The 22,711-nt window shown below is 33.3% G+C and carries 19 protein-coding genes; 15 read left to right on the forward strand and 4 right to left on the reverse strand.

What is annotated here, in order from left to right; translation table 11 throughout:
• Positions 1–164: 164 nt before the first annotated feature.
• From ACFSX4_RS11310 to ACFSX4_RS11380, 15 genes are all read left to right on the forward strand, one after another.
• Entirely contained in the window at positions 165–1,520 is a 1,356-nt protein-coding gene (locus ACFSX4_RS11310) for a DUF6038 family protein (RefSeq protein ID WP_377774668.1), read from the forward strand.
• A 223-nt stretch (positions 1,521–1,743) separates the two neighbouring features.
• Positions 1,744–2,820 (forward strand): hypothetical protein, encoded by a 1,077-nt coding sequence (locus tag ACFSX4_RS11315; protein ID WP_377774670.1) that lies wholly within the window; start codon positions 1,744–1,746, stop codon positions 2,818–2,820.
• Positions 2,821–3,058: 238 nt separating this feature from the next.
• Positions 3,059–3,298: a hypothetical protein gene (locus ACFSX4_RS11320; RefSeq protein ID WP_377774672.1), complete on the forward strand. Its 240-nt coding sequence runs from the start codon at positions 3,059–3,061 to the stop codon at positions 3,296–3,298.
• A 77-nt stretch (positions 3,299–3,375) separates the two neighbouring features.
• Complete coding sequence (locus ACFSX4_RS11325; protein WP_377774674.1) at positions 3,376–5,121, forward strand: DUF927 domain-containing protein; 1,746 nt, start codon at positions 3,376–3,378, stop codon at positions 5,119–5,121.
• A gap of 165 nt (positions 5,122–5,286) precedes the next feature.
• Complete coding sequence (locus ACFSX4_RS11330; RefSeq protein ID WP_377774676.1) at positions 5,287–6,681, forward strand: recombinase family protein; 1,395 nt, start codon at positions 5,287–5,289, stop codon at positions 6,679–6,681.
• Positions 6,671–8,368 carry a recombinase family protein gene (locus ACFSX4_RS11335; protein ID WP_377774678.1) on the forward strand — a complete coding sequence of 566 codons (1,698 nt, stop codon included), beginning with the start codon at positions 6,671–6,673 and terminating at the stop codon, positions 8,366–8,368. Before ACFSX4_RS11330 ends, ACFSX4_RS11335 begins: the two co-directional genes overlap by 11 nt.
• A 781-nt stretch (positions 8,369–9,149) precedes the next feature.
• The gene (locus ACFSX4_RS11340) at positions 9,150–9,593 is read left to right on the forward strand and encodes a JAB domain-containing protein (protein WP_377774680.1); all 444 of its coding nucleotides are present in this window, start codon (positions 9,150–9,152) and stop codon (positions 9,591–9,593) included.
• Positions 9,594–9,709: 116 nt separating this feature from the next.
• On the forward strand, positions 9,710–10,264 hold the full coding sequence (locus ACFSX4_RS11345; RefSeq protein ID WP_377774682.1) for a DUF1643 domain-containing protein: 555 nt from the start codon (positions 9,710–9,712) through the stop codon (positions 10,262–10,264).
• A 209-nt stretch (positions 10,265–10,473) separates the two neighbouring features.
• Positions 10,474–11,337: a helix-turn-helix transcriptional regulator gene (locus ACFSX4_RS11350; protein ID WP_377774684.1), complete on the forward strand. Its 864-nt coding sequence runs from the start codon at positions 10,474–10,476 to the stop codon at positions 11,335–11,337.
• Positions 11,338–11,360: 23 nt separating this feature from the next.
• Positions 11,361–11,843 (forward strand): hypothetical protein, encoded by a 483-nt coding sequence (locus ACFSX4_RS11355; protein WP_377774686.1) that lies wholly within the window; start codon positions 11,361–11,363, stop codon positions 11,841–11,843.
• Between the two features lie 89 nt (positions 11,844–11,932).
• Positions 11,933–12,295, forward strand: a complete 363-nt coding sequence (locus tag ACFSX4_RS11360; protein WP_377774688.1) for a hypothetical protein — start codon at positions 11,933–11,935, stop codon at positions 12,293–12,295.
• Between the two features lie 43 nt (positions 12,296–12,338).
• A complete protein-coding gene (locus tag ACFSX4_RS11365) occupies positions 12,339–12,806 on the forward strand; it encodes a hypothetical protein (protein WP_377774690.1) in 468 nt (155 codons plus the stop codon).
• 178 nt (positions 12,807–12,984) lie between these two features.
• Positions 12,985–13,863 (forward strand): hypothetical protein, encoded by an 879-nt coding sequence (locus tag ACFSX4_RS11370; RefSeq protein ID WP_377774692.1) that lies wholly within the window; start codon positions 12,985–12,987, stop codon positions 13,861–13,863.
• Positions 13,864–13,900: 37 nt separating this feature from the next.
• Complete coding sequence (locus tag ACFSX4_RS11375) at positions 13,901–15,058, forward strand: hypothetical protein (protein WP_377774694.1); 1,158 nt, start codon at positions 13,901–13,903, stop codon at positions 15,056–15,058.
• A gap of 138 nt (positions 15,059–15,196) precedes the next feature.
• Positions 15,197–15,541, forward strand: a complete 345-nt coding sequence (locus tag ACFSX4_RS11380; protein ID WP_377774696.1) for a hypothetical protein — start codon at positions 15,197–15,199, stop codon at positions 15,539–15,541.
• A gap of 300 nt (positions 15,542–15,841) precedes the next feature.
• Here ACFSX4_RS11380 and ACFSX4_RS11385 read toward each other — a convergent pair whose 3' ends face one another.
• The 4 genes from ACFSX4_RS11385 to ACFSX4_RS11400 all read right to left on the reverse strand — a co-directional run bounded on the left by ACFSX4_RS11385 (position 15,842) and on the right by ACFSX4_RS11400 (position 22,319).
• Positions 15,842–16,996: a GIY-YIG nuclease family protein gene (locus ACFSX4_RS11385; RefSeq protein WP_377774698.1), complete on the reverse strand. Its 1,155-nt coding sequence runs from the start codon at positions 16,994–16,996 to the stop codon at positions 15,842–15,844.
• A complete protein-coding gene (locus ACFSX4_RS11390) occupies positions 16,983–18,911 on the reverse strand; it encodes a DEAD/DEAH box helicase (protein WP_377774700.1) in 1,929 nt (642 codons plus the stop codon). The genes ACFSX4_RS11385 and ACFSX4_RS11390 overlap by 14 nt, the downstream gene beginning before the upstream one ends.
• On the reverse strand, positions 18,908–21,652 hold the full coding sequence (locus ACFSX4_RS11395; RefSeq protein ID WP_377774702.1) for a DNA methyltransferase: 2,745 nt from the start codon (positions 21,650–21,652) through the stop codon (positions 18,908–18,910). Before ACFSX4_RS11395 ends, ACFSX4_RS11390 begins: the two co-directional genes overlap by 4 nt.
• Positions 21,653–22,142: 490 nt before the next feature.
• On the reverse strand, positions 22,143–22,319 hold the full coding sequence (locus tag ACFSX4_RS11400) for a transposase (RefSeq protein WP_377774704.1): 177 nt from the start codon (positions 22,317–22,319) through the stop codon (positions 22,143–22,145).
• Positions 22,320–22,711 lie beyond the last annotated feature (392 nt).

Consider the following 22,711-nt stretch of genomic DNA (forward strand, 5'->3'; position numbering starts at 1 on the left):
ACCTCCATTAAATGTCAGAATAATTATTTTACTTCTTCAGTACATTATAGGAACATACGTTCCTTATATCAAGTCATTTACTTTATCTATAATATATTGAACAATTGAAACTATTAAAATTTTTGATTATATATTATATTTATAAATACTATATAAAAGAGGTGATGAATTTGCTAAACGAATCGTATACTGGTAAATATATTCAGGATCGACTAAAAATAACCCCTAAAATTTTTTCTCAGAACGTTAATAAGTTATGGGTGTTATACGGATTGGATTTAACACTGTATCAAGTAGAGGCTGGGTCTAAATCGGCTAATTATCGATTTAATAAATATGAAGCTGAACTACTGATTGTACTAATGAATGGTCTTAAAACGGCACCATTTAAAGTTACCGAATCAAAAATGTCTGATGAAGAATATAGAATAAAAAATCGAGATAATAACCCTGATTCCTTTATAAAATTTATAGAAAATGTAGTACAAGCAATCGATGACATAGAAGATCAACCTCTAAAAGCTTATATATATGCCAATAAAATATATGACGAAACGTTAGAATTTTTATCTGCTCGAAAAAAATTAGAGGATTCTTTTTCAATGTTCATTCAATATACTGGTTCCCTTGATCCTATCGAAAGCGCTAAAAGACACAGAGAACTGGCTTATCGAATTGATGAAATGATATTTGAACTTTTAGACGAAGGTCCTGAGCCTGAGATTATAAAGACCAAGTATATGAATTTTGACTTACATCCAAACTTCACTGACTTGGAACAGACTTATAAAAGATTTGAATATTACAAGCAGCAAGACTCTACAAATAGATATAATCATTCGACGGATGACCAGCTATTAGATTGGTTTATTGTAAATACACTATCTAAAATGCGTGAAGGACGTGAAGATGAAAAGGAAATAATACAAAAACAAATCAAGGAAATGAAAGATAAAAAGAAAAAAGCTGGTATTCCCAGATTGATAGAATTCAGTAATTTTTGGGAAATTAATGATCCTGTTAGTATGAAAATTGAAGATGAGCATTATGAGAACTTAGATAAAATTCAAGACGCCGTTAATTCATATAATGTCAATCTTTATAAGACCATGGACTATATTAAAAAAATTGAAATAATAAAAGATGATAATATGACACTAGAAAACCATGAATATTTTAAACCCACATTTAATGAATTTTATAAAACATTCAAAAAAATGGTTTTATTAATGCAAGTGAATAGAACTAGGTTTATAAAAGATGGTGTGTCCCCAATCCTACTAGATTATTTTATGAGGGATACAAATAGAGTTTTTGAAATCATGCAAAACTATGGTATCGCTGAATCTAGTCATAACCAAAAGGATGTTAGCACGATAATAAGCTTATACAAAGAATTCTTACGTATTACTCAGTCCTTTAAAGATAATAATCACATTCAAAAAAGTTCTGAAAATATCACTTCTTGGAATTTTGCATATAAAATGCTAGATAATTTAAAGTCATTAAACAAAAAATAACTCCCATGTATATAGCCTATCCAAAAAATATTCTTTTGGATAGGCTAATTATTTTTGTCTTGAACTCTATTAATCTTAGTATTGTTAGGTCCTCGACGAAATGAAATAGTGCTACGAAAGGAGTGAAAATACGATACAAAGAGTAGGGTGATTATCCTACTACATCTAAGACAATTTTGATATTAAGGGCCTAATTAATTTAAAAATAGGAGTGAGAATACGTATGAAGAAGAAAACATTGTTTATCGATGCAACATTAAGTGAAACACAGTTCGGATTTGATAACTACACAGAAAATAGCATCGCATCGGAATCAAGGAATTGTCTGAAATATGAAACCTCAAACACTTTAGAAGAAGTACATCATTTTATAAATCATAGTCATGACTATGTTTTACATCATTTAACTATTGAAAGTTATAACGAGTTAGCTTTCGAGATCGACGGATACACCTATGGAAATGAATACTTTAATATCATATTTTATTTCGATAGTATAACGCAATTTTTCATATCCCCTGAAATAAGTATTGAGGACTATATTTATTCATCTTGTATATGGCGTTCGATTTTAAGCGACATTCCAAAAGAAATATTGGATCGATCAATATTTATATTTGACCAGTCTATTTACCTTGCCAGTCACATAAACAAGTTTATTGAGCTAGTAAATCGCTATGAAAAATCACCGTTCAATTATGAAAAATCAATAAAAGATCCTCAAGGATTTTTTGTAAAGAATTTCTTGGATTATTACAAACGTATTAATAAAGAAGAAGCTTTGAAAAAGAAGATGGTAGTCATCCCTCGAGAATTATTAAATAAAGATTCTAAAAATATTATTTACCGCAATATGGGTAATGAGCCTACAGATGTACTAGAAGTACCTTCATCCTCATCCACCAATGAAAATGGTGAGTTCACAATTTCAATTGATCTGTCATGGAAACGGGAAAAATACTTGTCCAACATTTATCATGGCTATCAATTGGAGAGTACTGTCCACATGTATTCCGATTGTCCTTTTACAGAAGGATTTTATACTGAATTAGATGATTTGGATTTTATACAGGACGAGCTCAGAGAGATGATTAATGATCAACCTAGGTTAATTGATGCACTTCATCATATTCGATTCAAAACTGTTGATAACTTATTCCTGTTTAACACTGATGAAATTTCAAAAAATACCCAAATCGTAAACGCTGTACTAGATTATGCCAAAAAATATGATGTTAATATTCTTACATTTAAAGAAGAGCTTCAAATTTCTGAAATCAATTTATCGGAGGACATCTAAAAACGACAACTGCTTCGACTAAAAGCTAGAGGAATCAGTTACTACTAACATACTTCTAAAGCAATAAATATAATGCGGGATGAAATGTTTTCAATGAATAAAATAACTTTGAGTATAAAATAATATATTTTCACCAGACAAACTGAAGATATTTCATCATATAGCAACAGATTCACTTTAAAGACAAATCGTTTGCGTCCGCAGGTGACTCGATATTATTTGAGAGGAGGACATTTTAATGAAGTATTTAACGGCAAACTTATCAAATGTTTACCGACAAATGATTGCTAGTGCCTATGCGTTACCAGCAGGCACTACATTTTCTACTGGTAGTCTATACAACTCTGTTCATCAGCAGTTGAATACCAAAGAAAAGCAAATTATAAGTCGTAAGTTATCTCACTACCTGCAGAATAACAGCGAGCATTTCGCCAAAGTAGGAAAAAGCGGTAATAACTATATTTATCGTAGACTTTAATCAACAGAGATTGCACTAAGGGTCACTACAGTGCAATCTTCAATTTTAAGTTAAAAGTGGAAGGGATGATGTGTTTTATGGAATTAAAAGAAGGCGGTTGGTATGAATACAACCCCAAAACAAAAAAAGAAGTGTTGGTCGCACCACCCATTAGGATTTCAAAGAAACGTGTTTTTAGTCCATCGAATAAAACAGTGATTGAAATATCACTTAATGGACAAAAAATACACGAAGATGACATGGCGATATTATCCAGCAGAAGGATTGAAGAACTGGCAACATATGGTCTTCCAGTCCACTCAAGAAATAAGGTGGCATTATCAGCTGCCTTAATGGATATGGCATTTAATTTACCTGAAACCACACTGTATGAACAAGTTGGTCTGATAAATGATGGAAATGGTTTAGATTACTATGGTGACAGAGCGCTCCGAAAAGATGCTGAACTCGATTCAAAATCTCCTTATAACCTCTCACCAAGCGGTTCTGCCGAAGAATGGATGAAAATGTTCAAAGAACAAGTGGAAGGAAATACGCCTTTGGAATTTGCTGTTGTTCTTGGTGTGAGTGGCGTTGTACTCACTTATTTAAAAGATGCAGGGAAGGATGTGTTTTGCCCCGTAGTGCACATCAGTGGTGAGAGCAGCACGGGGAAAACTACGGCTGCCAAACTCGCATTATCAACTGCTGGCAGTCCAAAGTCAAATAAAGGACTGTTTGACAACTGGAATGCAACATCAAATGCGATTATCGGTAAATTATCCAATAATATGGGTATCCCCGTATGCTTCGATGAAATTTCCGCTAGTAACAATCTTAGCATCACGGATTTAATATATACAATTTCTGAAGGTGTGGAACGTTCCCGTTCTGATGTAAATGGTGTGGCAAGGCCACCCCGTCATTGGTCAACAATCGTATTATCTACTGGAGAGATGGGAATTGATGAATTGCCAAGTTCAAAGAAGAACATCGGATTAAACATCCGAACGTTCTCCTTTAAAGACACATTCACAAATAGTGCTCAACAGTCAGAAAATATTAAATCCGTCATTCATGATAATTACGGACATATCTTACCTCAGGTTGCTTCAGAACTACTGGAAACACCTGTAAATACGATTTTGGAAATCTATGATGAAGCCATCGAAACATTAAAAAACAGTTTAACAGGCTCCAGTGATGTTGCGGATCGATTAATCAATCATTATGCTGCTTTCCTTCTTGCAGCCACAACCCTAAATTGTACCAGTACTTTCGAAAAACATGATGTCAGCATTAATGAAGAAGAGCTTTTTGATTTTTTAGTTAATCATGAGAAAAATGTCAGCAAACAACGTGATTTAGCTCAATCTGCATTCGTATTACTAATTGAATACTTGATTAATAATCAAAATAAGATTGTCGATAAAAAATCGGATGTGCCTCACCGTACTGAAACTATTGGATTCTTTGAACAAGGTACACATGAAGAATATTATATCAGAATTTTAAGAAATGACTTTAAAAAATTCTGCGATAATAACGGTTTTCAAGGTCATACGATAGTAGCAAGAGCACTTAAAGATAAAAAATATTTTCTCACTAACAGCTCCGATAGAACCGCTATGCAAGAGTCAACTGATGGTGAGCGAATCGGCTCCTTTTATAAATTGCTTATTCCAAAAGAAAACTACGGGGATTTTGAGTATATCGAAAATCAAAAATCAAGTTCAATACTTGAAAACAATCAGAAGCTGATAGAAGAACATAATTCAAACAGTGCTGTAAGTCCTTTTAAACAGACCATAGACAGCATCGAAGAAGACTTAAAAGGGCTTTAATTATAGGGAGGTAATTGTATGAATCAAGACATCGATATGGTCGTAACATCATTGGTAAATATATTAATGAATGATGTCACATCCGTGGAAGAAGACTAACAGTTGCAGTAAGGGGGAGTATCTAAGTCCCCCTGTACTGTTTTTAAACAGGAGGTAATCTACTAAATGCTGAGTAATAAAAAAATCATTGCATATGCCAGGCAGTCACTCAAGAAAACAGATAAGGCATCCTCTACTGTTGGACAGCTTGAAGGCATTAAACAGTACTGTAAAGTGCAGAGATTGTCAGTTGATATGGAGTTAAGTGATACCGCCTCAGGAAAGAATTTAAAGCGAAAGCAGATGCAACGTCTGCTTTCACTTATTCAATCCAATGCGGTAGACAAGGTGATTGTATGGCGGATGGATCGTATTGCCCGTAATACAAAAGATTTGCTTCACTTCTTGGAACTCTGCAGTCAACATCAAGTATCGCTTGAAAGCCTCAATGATGAAGTCTTGGGATATCAAAACGCATCAGATAAGTTTAAAGTACAGACACTCGCTATAATGGCTGAATTGCAACGTAATATAATTAGTGAAAATATCCAGAACTCATTAAAATCCAAATTTCAAAAAGGATATGTCATTACTACCTTTGCACCATTTGGTTATCGATATGAAAATAAACAGTTTGTGATTCATGAAAAAGAGGCAAAGACGGTAGGATACGTATTTGAAATGTATGTCTCTGGAAATGGATATAAAAAGATTTCTCAATCACTTCAGGCACATCCCACACTAATTAGACGGAACCCAGCACAAGTGCGATATATCATACTCAATCCAAAGTATACGGGTGATTATGTCGGAAAATATGGGATTATTCGAGATGCGCTGCCACCAATCATTTCAAAAGAGATGTTTGAAACAGCCAAGAAACTACGAGAATCCAAACAACGTGAAAGAAAACATACAGTAAATGCAAATTTAAGGCATAAAATCATCTGTCCTTTATGCGGAAAAAAACTGTCCACATACCACTACCATAAGCAGCCTAATGCGACACCATTTTACGTATGTCCTTCAAAATTATCAGGACAATACCATGATTGCGCAATGAAGCGTATACCCATTAAATCATTAGAACATCAGGTCATGCAGTATCTCAAAACATTTTTGACGTATGGAGATGCATTAAATCAAATTCATACGAAGGTCAATCATCAACTGAAAGAGGTATACGCTCAACAACAAAACTCACTAAAAGACAATCAGAAGAAGAAGGATGAACTAGTTACTGCATTGGCAGAAGGATACATTGACATATCTGAGTTCAAAGCACAAGTTCATGAGCTGGAATCAGATAAAAAGACCTTGAAACAGACCGCTGCTCTCAATGTAACTTTAGAACAAGTTTCCGGACTCATTCAACACCGTTCAGATGTAGATATGGCCTTATGGCAGTTAGTTGAAACAGTTGAAGTCAATACAGATGGTGACATCATCAATATATATTTAAAAGGATGGGAACACAGTATTTGTAAACCAATAGAGGAGGACAGCACTAATGATAAATGATAAAGCACAGGGCAAAACAATCAAGGTAGCCATTTACGCCCGCGTATCGACAGAGATGCAGGCCGCAGAAGGCTATTCCATTGATGCACAGATTGAAACGTTACAGGAGTACTGTAAGAAACAGGGCTACGATATTTATAAAGTGTATACCGATAAAGGACTGAGCGGCAGTAATATGTCAAAGCGACCCAATTTACTGACCATGCTGGAGGACGCAAAGCATGGTAAATTCAACAAAATATATGTGTGGAAATTATCCCGTCTGGCCAGAAATACTCGTGATTTACTGTCAATTGTGGAAGACCTTCAAAAACACAATGTCGATTTTCATTCACTAAGTGAAAGCTTCGAGGTCACCACCAGTACCGGGATGTTCATGATGCAGCTTCTGGCAGCAGTCAGTGAATACGAACGGAACATCATCATCGATAATGTAAAACTCGGACAGGCACAAAGAGCCATGGACGGATTAACCAACGGTGTCACTGTTCTTGGATATAATCAAGCAGAATCATCCCGGGATCCAATGACAGTAAATCAATACGAAGCAGCGATTGTCAAACAAATTTTCGATATGTATGAAAAGGGGCAAGGTCATAGAGCAATTGCCAACCATTTAAATCATTGTGGATATCGGACGAAGAAAGGAAAACCTTTCGGATTATGTTCAGTGAAATATATATTGAAGAATCCGATATATGCCGGAAAAATACGCTTCAATAACTATGTCGACTGGAACACTAAAAGACGAAAAGGCAAGAATGATAATCCTATACTGGTCGATGGTCAACATGAGAGCATCATCACTGAAAAACAATGGGACACGGTACAGGAGATGATGCAGAAGCGTTCATTCAGACCCAAAGTCATTGGTGATGGTTCCAACCTACTGACTGGTATCCTACGTTGCCCTCAATGCGGTTCTGCAATGATGGCTGCCAACACAACCAATACGCTGAAAGACGGAACCAAGAAACGAATCCGGTATTATTCCTGTCAAAAATTCAGAGCACAAGGTGCGACGGCTTGTAGTGCGAATAGCGTGAGAGCAGATGATATTGAATCTCGTGTTGAAAGTCTTATCATTGAACTGTTAGACCAACCGTCATTGATGAAACAGGTCATAGAAGAAGTAAATGAAAGAATTAAAGCAAATGTTGAAACACTGCAGAGTCAATCCCCACAAATTGAGACTGAAATTATCGAAATCACTGAAAAAATAAATCGTCTGAATTTAGCGATAGAAACAGACAGTGACTTGAAACCGATGCTCTCGGATCGAATTAAAGAACTGAACAGTGAATTGGATGCAAAAAAGAAGAATCTCAAAAATTTGGAGCCTGAGACAGAAACGGTTGAATCACCAATCTTGTACGATACACAGACACTCGATAATGTTCTGACTCAGTTGAAAGTATCCTTCAAAAAAGAAAATAAAATGTTAATCAAAGAGATGTATTTATCCGTCATTGATACAATCACCTTTGAAAAAACACGACCACGTCAAATCAAGAAACTCACAATACACCTGAAAAAAGATGTTGGTCACACACTATTGGCAGGGAAACAGACCAGCGAAGACTCTAAACAGTCTTCGCTTTTTTCATATTCTCAAGGCATTCAAATCAACGATATTCAGACACATGCAATAAAACAGAAATCAGATATATATTATATCAACGAATAATCATAAAGGAGGTGTCTGCCATAAGAAGTACAACCATTTCAATACTGTCCTATTCCAAAGTCTTAAACCAATCCCTCTTGAAATCCCTCCCCCAAAGCATTTATCCATCAAAGATTGAATGAAACAACAGAAAAATACACCATTGATTTAATCCTTTGAGAATAGACCAACTCGTAAACTCGTAAATATTTATATAAATAATATTTTAAAAGAGAAACAAATATTGAAATCAAAAATAATTGTAATCCCCCTTAAAATAGCGAGTTTTCGAGTTTGTGTTTTTCAATTTTAAACGATGAAATTAAACCAACATTCATCTCGTAAACTCGTAAATAATCATATATGAATAATATTTAAAGAGAATCTCACATCAGAAATAAATATAAATACAATCATATTCATTCAAACATTCACGAGTTTTCGAGTTTGAAACTAAAAAGAGGAGGTAACTCACTTGAACCCATTGTTACAACATTACATGTATAGTCACTTGGAACGACCATTGGAAGACTGTCCTTCAGAATCTTTTGTCCTATCCAGTATCGAGACTTTTCAAGACCCGCATATACAATCATTATTTCCTGACCAAGAAATGACACACAACCTCTACTACTACACAACAGACAATACTCCCATTTTCCCTTTTGAAATCTACCAAAATCAAAAACTTGTTGCTCTCGGCTACATGATAGAGGACGAACAACACATATTGTATCTAAAGCACGGCAATAAAACACTCATCAAAAAAATATAAATGCATATCAGTGAAAGGAATGAATACATGAATACACAAATCCCTTTAAACCGTATCTACCAGAAAGCCATCGAGCAGTTAAGCATCACCCACGACAGGATTACAAGCCCTGAAATGGGTCTTTCAGTGGTTCAGCCACTCATTGCAGATACAGACCGTGAACATTTTGCTGTCATCAGTCTCGGTACGAAAAATCAAATCTTAAATATTGAAATTGCACACATCGGCACTTTAAATAATTGTGCCGTTCATCCACGTGAAATCTTCAAAAATGCCATCCTTTCCAATGCTGCTGCCATCTTCATCGCACATAACCATCCCTCTCAAAATATTCAACCCTCAAATGAAGATCGTTTTTTCACCAAAAGACTTGTGGATTCGGGAGAAATACTTGGAATCGAAGTACTGGATCACATCATCATCAATAACAATAATGAGTTTTATTCTATGAAAGCATTTGGAGATATTTAAGGAGGTCATTAAATGAACTGGGTTCAAGTCGTTCAAATCGGCATCATACTTGCCACGGAAATCATAAAGATACTTGAAGAAAACAATGGAAAATAACTTACTAAGGAGCGATTCAAATGAGCAATATCATAAAAAGTACACTACGCACTGAAAGTCATTTCACAGATGATGGTAGACACAGACTACTACTTAAGAAAGTCTGGAATTCAAAACAACCGCTCGTTACTGTAATCACTAAATTTCCGAACTATGACGGCGATATTAAGGTTGACCTGACCACGCAACTCATTATTAATAATGTCTCTGATATGGGATTTGGAGGGGTACAGATGGTTAACTTGTGTTCGAATATGCAGATGCACAAACAAGCAGATGAAGTCGAAGACACTATTCATGAGGATACGGATAAATTTATCTTAAAAGCGATAGAAAGCAGTGATACTGTGATTCTCGCTTGGGGGTCAATCACATCAAAAATATTCTCTGTCAGAGTAAAAGATATTCACACAATTCTTGAGCCCTACCCGGATAAAATTCGAGTGTTGATTAATCCACGCAGCAAGAAACTATGTCATCCATTGACACCTGCCACAAGAAGTTTGTGGATGGTGGAGAAGGGGGAGATACGCTCTCAATCTGATGAAAAACAGACAGAAGAAACCTCCTCATAATATTCATAAGCAAAGCTCAACTCCGCATTATCACTCTATCCTTCATTCAGTTAGACGTATATTGTCTATCTGATTTTTTTTATGTTCCGCATACCATAATTACCAACAATCACATAATTTAGAATATTTTTAGATTGAGTGATAAGAGTGACGGGAGACGACTATCCCATTCGATAAAATTATAGTAATTAGTATCTGGAGGTGAGATTGTGAACCGCTCTGACCGTATATTGTCTATCTTCATTCGATTACTCAAAGGGCAACGAATAAATAAAGCAGAATTAAGTACAGAAATGAGGGTAAATGCCCGTACGATCCAACGAGATATTGACGATATTCGCACCCACTTCTATGACTCTGAAGAATACGGGGGTAGACGGGTTGAAGTCACATATTCTCATCAGGATAACTGTTATTTCTTAGACAATGAAATCACTTCATACAATGATTACACATTTAAGTATCTTTTAATCATAATTCGAACATTAACACCCACGATTAATAAAGAAATTTATCAGTTCATCGAATCTGAGATATATCAGAGATATCGAGATAAGAGTGAAGAGTTGGTAGCCATTCTTAAGACATTCAACGTTATAGGTGATGTATTACCAAAGAGAAATATAGACAATGTTTGGAATGCAATCATTCAATCAAAAGCCATTTATCATACTGAATTGAAAAAGAGAATTCTACCCAACGCACTCAATTTTCAATATGGCCAGTTTACCTTACTTGTGGAAAATCAAAAGTCTTTCGAAGGATTACCACTAGATAGCGGTAACTTCACTTTAGACAAACAAACATCAAATACATCGGAACACACTGTAACACTTGAGATTGATAGAAGAGTGTGGCATACACTTCAAAATAATCAGTTCATCCATTCCATCGAAGAAGACACAGATGAATACATTGTCGCAATATTTAAATTGAATATATCCGAGATCCACAACCTATGCTTCAATCACTCCCCATATGTACACGTCATTTCACCTGATTATGTTCGAGAACATATCACTAATCGATTGATTGAAATGAATCGAGTTTATATGAATCATAAAACCAACTGACTAAAAAGAAATGGAGAATAGAAATGAAATTTATAAACTATGAGAAAAAAGATTTGACTGAATTTGAAGAAACTTTAAAGACTCTCGTACTAAATAAAGGATACAAGTATCATAAAACAGAAAAATTTTTAAATAAGGATGAGATTGTAAGTCAGTCCCTTGATAACACTTCAAGAGAACTGATAAAACTTTTCGAAGATAATACGAAAATCACGGTCTACTCATTAACCCATCGAAAAAGTAACTATTACATCACAATAGCTGAAGAACCGAATAAAAATATTATGTCAGTACAAGTGATATTTAGTACGAAACCGATAAAACAATTAGGTAAATTGTTGATTGGTCTGCCTCTCATTACATTTGGTGGACCATTCGCTGTTTTAGTGGGAGTAGCTGCCTATACATCTTCATTCAACAGGTTCTTAACAATAAAAGGGCCATTAGGAAAGTCAATCAGCAATACTATATATAAAACTTTAGGTGAACCCATCGATAATAAATAAAACAAATCTTTCATGAAAAATCAGAGAATTTAGTGATATTCTAGAGTTTATTTATAGACTCAAATAAATATACGAGACGAGGATATAAGATGAAAAATTATATTAAAGCAATTGGAGGCCTTCCAGTGAAAGCTGGACAAGAAGCCTTTAATTATATAGAAAATAAGATGACCGAAAACTCCATTCGTACTAACGCTCGATTGGAATATTACAATCAATTTCAGAATCAAAAACTGGAAAAATTATTTAAAGAGAGTAAAGATAGTCAAAATAAAAATTCCATCAAAACTATCTTAAGAAAAAGGGGATATAAATGGGACAAAAATGCGGAAATTTTTTATCCTCAAAGTTCTGCGGAAATTTTAAAAGAATATCAAGAACCCATTAATAAAAAACAAACGATAAAGAGCTACAAAGAAATTGAAGATGAGTTTAGAAATGAAAGCACATAGTTCTAGAGCAAGTATAAAATCATTTTAAGAGGATGTGCAAATATTGAAATTCTTTACTGTAGGAAATACATCAATAAAAATCGCTAATATTAAATCATTCGGCATCGGTATTACGCAACAACGATATACTGACGTTCAAATATATGAGAATAAGAGTTCTAAGACAAAAAGTAAAGGTGAACACGCAGCATCCATTTTTTGGTCCCTTTATGCATTAGTAGAAAGCCGTGGAGAGAGTTTGTTTGCCCCAACAAAATATCTAATTGGAACCGGTGAATACAAAAGAATGCTTTGCGAAAATGATGATGGCTCATTCTACTATAGAGAAGATAAAAATAGTTCTCCAATTTTAACAAATTCTGAGGACTTAGATACTAGTTCCTCGCCTAGAACAAAGTCGGTAAAAACACGATATTTGTACATCACTACTTTTCAAAATGATAATTATCAATTTCATGAAGATACAATTAATATAAATGAAGTCCACAACAAATTGAAAAACTTGAGTTAAGATATATTATTTCCCTCCAGTGATTGTTTCCCTACCAAATATACGATAAAACGCAACCGAATATACTGATTAGAAGAGATTAATTTCCAATCTCTTTTTCTTCTTTTACAGTAAAATTATGTATTAAAAAATTATAAAAAATAGTATAATTATGAATATTAAGAATAAGGAGCATGTAATGAAAAATTATCTCGCCGTATTACTTACATCACTATTACTTTTGTTGTCTGCCTGTTCCACTAGCAACGATGCTGAGGACAATACCGAAGCCTCTGCTACAGAAGAAACGAATGAAGATACTCCCGATACCACTGAAGATAACAATGAAGCAAATGACTTAGAAAAAGAGAATGAAGAACTAAAGCAACAATTGGCTGAAAAAGAAAATGAGAAACTTAAAAAGAAGCTTGAGGAATCGGATTCTGAAGAAACTGAAATCGCTTCTGATGATAGTAAGTCAGATGTAGAGAGCAAATCAGATACAAATATTACTACTGTTGGAACCCCTGAAGAATGTGTATTAAATTTACTTCGAGATTGTAGGAATGATTTTGATGATCATGACATAATCAATGCTTATCTAGAACTAGTTGAAAGTGGGAAAATTGAAGATACTGGTGTTCAGCCAGGGATGAATGAAGCTCAAGTGGTGGACAATCTAGAGAATTATTATTTAGAACCAGAACATAATTCTACCTCTCAAGATTCAGATGATATTGAATTCAAAACATGGGAAACCATTTCTTATGAATATGTAACACGATTAGCTGATTACTATAACGATGTAGATACTATTAGAGGAATATTCTATTATCTACATGAAGGAAGTCCTGCTTATAATAAAGTCACAGCTAATAAAGCAACGGGAAACTTTGCAGAGCATACAGTCCACAACGTGTCTCTAGAAGAGATAACTGATAATGGAGATGGAACTGTAACCCTCAGAGTCAGTAGAGAATATACTCATGCAACTTCTAATGGTAAAAGTCATGTTATAGTAGATTATTTAGTTAATAAAGAAACTCACGAATTTATAGACTATGAAGAAATATTCTAAAAATAATATCATGATGATAAACCTTAGGAAGACTATAGTGAATAAATATTTAATTGCTCTGTTCACATCATTTTTACTTATGCTTACTTTATCTGCATGTTCTGCTAACAACAATTCAGAGGACAACACTGAAGCCTCCGCTACAGAAGAAACGAATGAAGATACTTCTGATACCACTGAAGACATTAACGAAACAAGTGACCTAGAAAAAGAGAACGAGGAACTAAAACAGCAATTGGTCGAAAAGGAAAATGAAGAGCTAAAAAAGAAGCTCGAGGAATCTGATGATAATAGTAGCTCGGAAAAAAGACAGAACACTGATGATGCAGATAAGGATGAAAATATAAATAAATCATCAGATAAGTATGTTCTGGAAATATTCAATGATAGCGATAATGCATGGAAAAATCCGCCAGTAGATAAGACCGATTATCTTGGAGTTGAAGCCAGTTTAAAAGACTATTTTTCCCGACTAACTCATTATTATAATACTGGCGAAAGAAGTAATAAAGATGTATTTTTCTTCTTAGAAGAAGGTACTGAGCCATATAATGAAATAGTAGCTAATTACGAATCAGGTAATTTTACTGATTATGAGTTATTTGATGTTACTGTCGGCCAAATGGTAGATCTTCAGGATGAAAATATAATGGTTAACGCTTTTAGAGACTACAGTCATGCTACTTCTGATGGTGAAAAAACCGTGCAAATGATATACATTATTAATAAAGAGGATTGTACAATTTTAGGCTGGAAACAGCAAGGGGAGGCTGTACCAGTTGATGGCCTTTCTACCAATGAAGAACGGTATTTTGATGAATACTATACAGATGGTTTTCCAGTAACTTTAACTGATACTGATGATTTTTATACCTACGATACTTTAACAAACTTCACCTTTAAAACTTATCTTAATGGCTTATCTGATTATTATAACGATATTAGTGATGATGTCCTATATATTTTAGAGGGAGCAGCATTAAGTGATATCCAGAATAATAAAGCATCAGAAAATTTCCAAGACTATCAAAATAGTGGTGGTAATATTGTATCAATTCAACAAATATCTAAAAATGAGTATACAGTCACCGTTAACAGGTCATATTCCCACGCAACATCAAATGGTGAACAAACTTCACAAGTGACTTATACGATAGTTGACACTGAAGGAATGCTGAAAGTAACTGCTTTTTAATTTTTTAAAAGACTACAATTATAATTGTAGTCTTTTTTACTGAAATTATGAATACTATGCTATATAGTATATTTAACTTTTCTATCTATCAAACCTGTGTAAAACAATTTATAGTTAATTAAAAACGGAGTTTGTTCCATGAAAAATTCAATTGGCTACGAAATCGCATTTTCTTATGATAAATATGAAGATGCAGAGACCCTGGCACCTAAAGTTCTTTACCTCACAAAACTAAAAAGTAATAAAAATTGGTTGATCGATATCTCTACTGATGATTTCAATAGATTATTGTGTGTCGTAATTAAGGAGGAGGGCATTAACAAACTAAGCTATGCTTATTTAGGTGATATAGTATATAAGGAAGAATTAGTATTTCATAACATTTCTTTAAACGATGATGTTGATTCGCTCATTATTGATGATATAAAAAACAAAATACTTTTTACTTCTATAATAATTTTAAAATGCCTTATCCATTATTAATCAATAATGTCTATGATGGTTTATAAAATTTAAGACAATTGATGGTAATGAGATATAGAAGATTTTTAATTAGTATCATCTGTAATCACTCAAGACAAAACTTCCATACTATCACGGTATATAATCAACAAATATTTCGTTAATGGTGATTCTAATTTGACTTTGATCCATGTTCAATGAACTAATCAACATTATTTTTCCAAAAAACTCATCATAATTACGAGCAAGAGATTATATAGGAAACTATAATTTTAAATAAAAAAATGAGCTAGGTGGACTTATCTTTTAGATTAAATTGAATTAAATATTCATTTTCACAATAATATCATTTATAGTATTCTCAATTTCTTCTAAGGTAACTATATACCATTCTCTTGGATTCTCAATTCTACCATTTGCTGTTGGAATAGATATTTGTAGTTGCTTAGCTTCAAATCTATGATGGATTGCTGATTCTAGTTTTTTCGCACTAAGATTTTGAACTTCCCAAGTCGCGATAATTTTTACTGGCCCATACAAATACGTTGCATCATTGTTAGAATTAGCGATACGTTGCTCAATGTTTCCAGTAGTAACACCAATCTTATAAAGATTTTGATACTTTGAAGTTTCTATATTTTCATTAAGTGATTTAACTACATAGATATAACCAGTAGAGAAAAATTCTGTAGTTCGTCCCTCGATTGTTGTTTCTCCCATGACATCACTAATTACTTCAGTAACCATCTTCCCATGACGAGTCCTATCAAAAAGATTAGATGCAAGTGATCTCAAAAGTATTTCTTTATTTTCAGTTCCATTCTCATAAACTAAATGGAGTTTTGCATTACGATAACCATTTTTATCAGTATAATACTCGCTGATAGATTTAACATAGAGAAGAACCCCATTATCAATATAAAATTTCCCTGGAATTATATTTTTCTCTGAGTCCATAGGGATTATCTTTCGGATACCGTTAGCAATTTCCTTTTGAACTAGCTTAAAAAGAGGTTCATATCGTTCAAATTCATTTGCACGTTTACGGACACTATATTTATCTGCGGTATTGATTGTTCTTTTGTATCTAGATAAATCTAATAAATTATTCATATCATGTTCTTCTCTAAACAATGTGTCATCTTTCAGAATATCATCTAGTGATTTTACACTTTCCACTGAATCATCGTCCTCCAGGTTATCGTGTTCAAGTAAATTAAATTCATCTACATCTGCTAACTTCAACTGTATTTCTGGTTTATTTCGATAACCTTTTAATCTTGAATATAACTTTCTTTCTGTGATATCTCGAGACTTTTCAGGCTCTTTTCCGTTATGACTTTTCATCCAATCAACAATCTCTTGAAACTTTTCAAATTCTGGATCGATCCGCTTAACTTGTTTCTTTGGAATATCAGCTACTAACTCATCGAAGTTAGGATCTGAAAAAATATCGTCAATATTAAGCTTTTTCATCTCTCTCTCTCCTTAATTGGTCCAATCGCAATAGAGCATAAGCTAATCTTTGCTCATATTGATCAGAGCTAGCTTTATCTGGATTTCTACCATTCTCTTTCTTAAATTGGATAATTTGAGGATATAACATCACTAATTCTTCTTCTGTGAATACAAATTTCACTCCATCTATATAGTCTTGAATAAAGCGTAGAACCGGTGCATCTATTTCTTTTGAAATCATTTCGTATGCACGTTGAAATGGGTTGACTTCGTCTATTAAATCAATCGCAATTTCGTCAATTTTTATAAACTTATTAGCCATTCTAAGAAATTGATCTCCACCCATGCCTGTTTCTCGCTCTGCTGACTGAATTACTGATTCAGCAACGATATGCTGTCTTACTTCTTCGGTTTCACTATTCGATAAGTCTGGATACTTAGTCATTATTACTCTGGGTATCAACTGCTTATTAATAACTTTTGAATCGATACCACCAGCAATAGCTTGCTGAATCTGAGTATCTTGTAATATTGATGCTTTTAAATCTGTCATATCATTTTCAATAATATTTTTTGTTCTTTCGCTACTTGGTTCTTTCAAGCCTTTAATAAAGATATCTGTTCCATTACCCATCTGCTCATCGTTATCTTTTCTTTTAAATGTAAAGTTTGGTGCTAATACTGACTCCATTAGCAAACTAGCTGTAATTGCCTTCATAATATTATTAACAGCAAACATTACCTCGTCGTCTTGTGCATCTGGTTGAGCAATTAGGTTGGTAAATTGTGCATGTGTTTTGTTTGAGCTATCACGCGTTACACGACCAATAATTTGTACAACTTCAGTTAGTGAATTACGATATCCTATTGTTAAAGCATATTCAGCATATGGCCAATCAAAACCTTCTTTTGCCATTCCAAGTGCTATAATAATATCTAAATCCTCAAGCTCTGACATATTTCTAATATATTCCTGGGTTGCTTCTCTCTCTTCTTCAGTTACTAGATCAGCAACTTTCAAGACTCTTCCTGATTTTTCAGTAACATACCAAATTCCAGTATCTTTATCATAATGTGCATCACCTAGATGTCCAAGTATGCGATCTACTTCATCATATTTATCTTTAGTAGATTCTCCGGAGTTAACATTTGGAATATGAATGATAGTTTTTTTAGACGTATCTAATACCTCTGAAATAGCATCAGTGTAACGTCCTCTATAAAAGCTATAACCCATAGCAAAACTTTTTAAGTGTTTATACCCCTCTAACTGTTCATAATAGGTATATGTCACATTCTCAAATTTCTGTTCATCTCTAGATTCTAGAATCGGAACTGAGTCCCCACGAAAATACGATCCTGTCATTGCAATAAGGTGAGCTGAAGAGTTGCTCATTATACTTCGGACAGCGTTACCTATTATTGAGCTTTCATCACGAGATACATGGTGGAATTCATCAATAGCTAATACAATATCATTAAAATCTGTATCATATAATTTATCATATGCAAATCGTAAAGTTGCATGAGTACAAAGTAAAATCTTATCTTCTATATCTTCCGAATTAATGAAGTCCAAGAATTTAGAAACTTTACTAGTGTTGGAGCCACGGTTTGTGAGATTATTTTCCTGTTTAATATTCCAATCCGAGTAAAAACCGTACTCTTGTAGATGTGTAGACTGAAATGATTTTCCGATCGATCGTTCAGGAACAGCAATAACTACTTTTTTCAGTCCTTGATTTATAAGTTTATCCAGGGCTACAAACATTAAAGCTCTTGATTTCCCTGAGGCCGGAGGAGCCTTAATTAATAAATATTGTGCGTCTCGTTTTTCATATACGAGTGCCTGCATTTCACGCATACCTAATGAATTTGTATTTTGGCTCTTTTCATTACTATTATAATTTATTTCAAAGATATTAGATGTCATTTCTTCACCTCAATTATTTTTTTATAAAGTTTTATTAGCTCTTTTAAACGACTGTCATCAGATTTAAAAGGCTCTTGCTTATAGGCACGTTCGACAATGCCATCTATTTTTTCATGAGCTTTTCTCAATCTTTCGTTCATTGGTTTACTAGCACCTCCATAAAGCTCACCTAATGTCCCGCCTTCTTCTTCACGAATATCTAACATATCTAAAACAGCTTCCTCAAGTGTGTTTTTACGATGTGTCGAAAGCGCTGGAATAGGAAATGTATTATAAACCATTCCTGAAGAATATCTGTATCTTGATTCTAATTTTCCACCAAATGATCGAAGCCAGATCATATGCATACGAGATGATATAATTCCTAAAAGCCAGATCGGTGCATTGTATACTTGGTAGTTAGCATTAGTTCCTATAGTGTTCTCATCAATAAATATTGCTGGAATGTACTGTCTATATTCAGAATTTATTACTGGTAGTATAAGTGAGGGGTTTTTCTGATATCTGTCCTCTGCAAATTTCCATGGTTTGTATTCTGCTTTTTTCGTACCGACCCGTTTGCTCTGACTTCTAAAATCTTTTACTTTTCGCAATCGTTCTTTTATAAAAGGTACTTCACATGCCTCATCTACCTCATTATCTTCTATCCATAGAGCATATGAATAAGTGTCGTTTACCAAATCATTGGCATTTATACATTTTTTCATAAATTTCTTTACCTTTGGATATTTATTTATAAGATTATCTCGATCTTCTATAGATAATATAAGATTGTCATCACCGTATTCTGCGCTCCCCACATTCATTAAAAAAGGAAGCTGATTGCTCGGTTTTTTTGATTTAACTATGTTAAAACTTTCACCAGCTTCTAAATATCCATTTATTTCTTCAACTTCAATAATGTCTTCACCTTTAAAAATTAACTTACTACTATCATTTTTATTTGAAAAACCTACAATTACAACAGTAACTCCCGCTTTGTTTTTAGCACTATTAGTCCATTTAAAAGACGGATACGCAAATGAAATTTCTAATTTATCTAGAATATTATCTATTATAAATGGGGTTTGTTCACCTTGAAAAAGCGAATTAGTAGAAACAAACGCAAATTGAGCATTATTCTGGTAAATATACCTTTGTGCTTTTACGAACCACCCAAAAATATAATCCATTATTCTCGTTTTAATTGGATGAATTGCTATACTTAAATCTTCTTTTTGTTCTTGATTTTGAGGATTACGACCTTTTGTTCCGATATATGGCGGATTACCTATAATATAAATTTCTTCATCCTTTTCATGCGGCACAATATTTTCCCAATTCAATAGGAGAGCGTTACCTTGCACAATATTCCCAGATTTTTGTAATGGTAATGTCTTCGCCTGATCATCAGCAAGAGCATCATTCATTTCAATGTTCATTTGATGTTCAGCTATATAAAGTGAAAGAATAGCTACTTCATGCGCAAATTCTTCAATTTCAATTCCTGAAAATTGTTTTAATTTTATACTAGATTCATTGAATAGTTTACCTTGATAAACACTTTTTTCATTTAATGATACTCTCACTTCACGAATTTTCACTAGAATCTCAATTTCAAGTTTCCGAAGCTCTTTATAAGTAATAATCAAAAAGTTACCTGCACCACACGCAGGATCAAAGAATTTTATTTGACTCATTCTTTCTAACAAGTTATTTAACTGTTTAATAATAATTCTTTGCTGTTCTCTTTTTTGTTTATTAGAGATATTACGATCTAAATAGTCATCTGCTCGAGTTGCAAGTCTGTAATATTCCAACCAAAGCTTGTCTAAAAAAAGCGGTTTAATTACTTTCATGATATTCTCTACACTGGTATAATGCATACCGGACTTTTGACGTTCTTCTTTATTAGTAACCGTTTGAATCATTGCACCTAATATATCAGGATTTATTTCGTTCCAATTAAGCAATTCTCCTGCTTCTATAAGAAGCTTTCTGCTAGAGGTATTAAATTTTAAATTGTGATGTGGTTCTTTAAAAATTTTACCATTAACGTATGGAAACTTACTTAACCATACAGGAGTGTTCTGCCTTTCATTTTCTGGCACATCTAAAATAGAAAATAGTTCTCGAATAACCAAGTTTAAATTGCTACCATCTAATTGTGTTCTTGTTTTAAGTATATTAGTGAACGAATTTTTAGGTATAATTTCTGTATCCTCTGAAAAATACATAAATAGTGACCTTATTAAGAAAAGATTAAAGTATTTATCATCAAGATCAGGATTAATTTTCACTAACTCATCGTACAACTTTGTGAATCGTTCTGCGGCCTTTATGTCTGCAAGATTTTCTTTTTGATAATCCACTTTCTCTACACCATTCCATGCAAGGAAAAATTCTGCATAATTCGGTAAATCACTAAAATTTATAGCGAGAGATTCACTCGTTTTTGTATCTTTTGCATATAATAATTCAAAATCTGTTGTAATAAGATATCTTGGTTTTTTCTTATGAGATACTATTTCTTTCTCTATCTCATCAATAGCCACTAATGGATTACTATTAACTACTCGATAACGAATTTTACTCTTTATTAAAAAATCTCCTTCAGTACTTAAAGCTCTTCCAATGCTTACTTTTGGTATATCAAATAGGCTTAAAAACTCCTCAATGAAACTCCATTTATTTAAGTTTTCAACTAGATACTTTGTTCTATCTTCAATTTCCGTAATTGATAATATACTTTTCTTCGACATATTTACATTCCTTTAAATTTAGTAATTCTAAATATATCTTAACACCTCAGAGAATATATTTCTTAAATCGAATCATCGACAAGTCAGGATTTCTTCCAATATCGATAGGCTCGAAATTTCTCTAATGAGTACAGGCGGATAAAATTCTTACTAATTATGTACACCTATTGATATATTTCTGATTCAAAGACATTTTAATCTACTAAAAACCGCATTAACGATGATATGCTTCTACGTATCACTCTACTATGCGTTCTTTTTATATAATAATTAATGAATTATACAAGTTAAAAAAACTGTATTCTTACAAATCCGATTAATGACGACTGAATTGTGGAGATTGAAATCCTTTAAAAATTACTGGACTGCCAATACAATCTTTTGTACATTGCCAAAAAGATATTATTCATAACAGGTTTTTCAGCCTTTTCTATACAGATTCTATCAGATTCAGCTGAGGACTATACAGCAACAAGAAGATGAGTTCCAGTCAAACCTTGTTCTCAAAGAGAAATGATTGTGTACTCTTTGCATGATGAATCCCTATATTATGCAGTATCATAACAATTTTCCCTGATGAATAGTGCTTGAGAAATCGCTCCAGAAATTTCAAGAAAACATTAGCATCATACTTTTCTTTTATACAGAAGATTTCTGTCAGCTTCATAAATAAAGGTTACCCATAAATTCGAACTTTTTACACTGGAAATAGGTCGACACCATCCGCTGTCTGAAACCCAGAAATCAAGTGCTTTGAATGGTTTGATAACCGATAATAATGGACTCATCCTGTAATAAAAATTCATCATATTTAATCTCGAAACTTTCTTCACTCTAGAATGAGCAATTTCTTAGAATTGCTTATATAGCTGATGAGCAAATTTATTAAATGTGTCAGAAAAATGTTTTATTCTGTTATCTACTAAAAAAAAGAAAAAAGTGATATTTTAACAGGGATATACTGTTATAATATAGTTGGAAAAAGTAATTCCACATAATTATTTATTAAGTGGATTGAATTAAACTGATTATACGTTAGAGAGATGGAGTGAAGCTAAT

The organism is Corticicoccus populi (assembly GCF_042686195.1).
Taxonomy (GTDB): domain Bacteria; phylum Bacillota; class Bacilli; order Staphylococcales; family Salinicoccaceae; genus Corticicoccus; species Corticicoccus populi.

Coding starts and splice junctions, on each gene's coding strand:
- ACFSX4_RS11310 (WP_377774668.1), top strand. CDS start 165: ATGAATTTGCTAAACGAATCGTATACTGGTAAATATATTCAGGATCGA.
- ACFSX4_RS11315 (WP_377774670.1), top strand. CDS start 1,744: ATGAAGAAGAAAACATTGTTTATCGATGCAACATTAAGTGAAACACAG.
- ACFSX4_RS11320 (WP_377774672.1), top strand. CDS start 3,059: ATGAAGTATTTAACGGCAAACTTATCAAATGTTTACCGACAAATGATT.
- ACFSX4_RS11325 (WP_377774674.1), top strand. CDS start 3,376: ATGGAATTAAAAGAAGGCGGTTGGTATGAATACAACCCCAAAACAAAA.
- ACFSX4_RS11330 (WP_377774676.1), top strand. CDS start 5,287: ATGCTGAGTAATAAAAAAATCATTGCATATGCCAGGCAGTCACTCAAG.
- ACFSX4_RS11335 (WP_377774678.1), top strand. CDS start 6,671: ATGATAAATGATAAAGCACAGGGCAAAACAATCAAGGTAGCCATTTAC.
- ACFSX4_RS11340 (WP_377774680.1), top strand. CDS start 9,150: ATGAATACACAAATCCCTTTAAACCGTATCTACCAGAAAGCCATCGAG.
- ACFSX4_RS11345 (WP_377774682.1), top strand. CDS start 9,710: ATGAGCAATATCATAAAAAGTACACTACGCACTGAAAGTCATTTCACA.
- ACFSX4_RS11355 (WP_377774686.1), top strand. CDS start 11,361: ATGAAATTTATAAACTATGAGAAAAAAGATTTGACTGAATTTGAAGAA.
- ACFSX4_RS11360 (WP_377774688.1), top strand. CDS start 11,933: ATGAAAAATTATATTAAAGCAATTGGAGGCCTTCCAGTGAAAGCTGGA.
- ACFSX4_RS11370 (WP_377774692.1), top strand. CDS start 12,985: ATGAAAAATTATCTCGCCGTATTACTTACATCACTATTACTTTTGTTG.
- ACFSX4_RS11380 (WP_377774696.1), top strand. CDS start 15,197: ATGAAAAATTCAATTGGCTACGAAATCGCATTTTCTTATGATAAATAT.
- ACFSX4_RS11385 (WP_377774698.1), bottom strand. CDS start 16,996: ATGAAAAAGCTTAATATTGACGATATTTTTTCAGATCCTAACTTCGAT.
- ACFSX4_RS11390 (WP_377774700.1), bottom strand. CDS start 18,911: ATGACATCTAATATCTTTGAAATAAATTATAATAGTAATGAAAAGAGC.
- ACFSX4_RS11395 (WP_377774702.1), bottom strand. CDS start 21,652: ATGTCGAAGAAAAGTATATTATCAATTACGGAAATTGAAGATAGAACA.
- ACFSX4_RS11400 (WP_377774704.1), bottom strand. CDS start 22,319: ATGAAGCTGACAGAAATCTTCTGTATAAAAGAAAAGTATGATGCTAAT.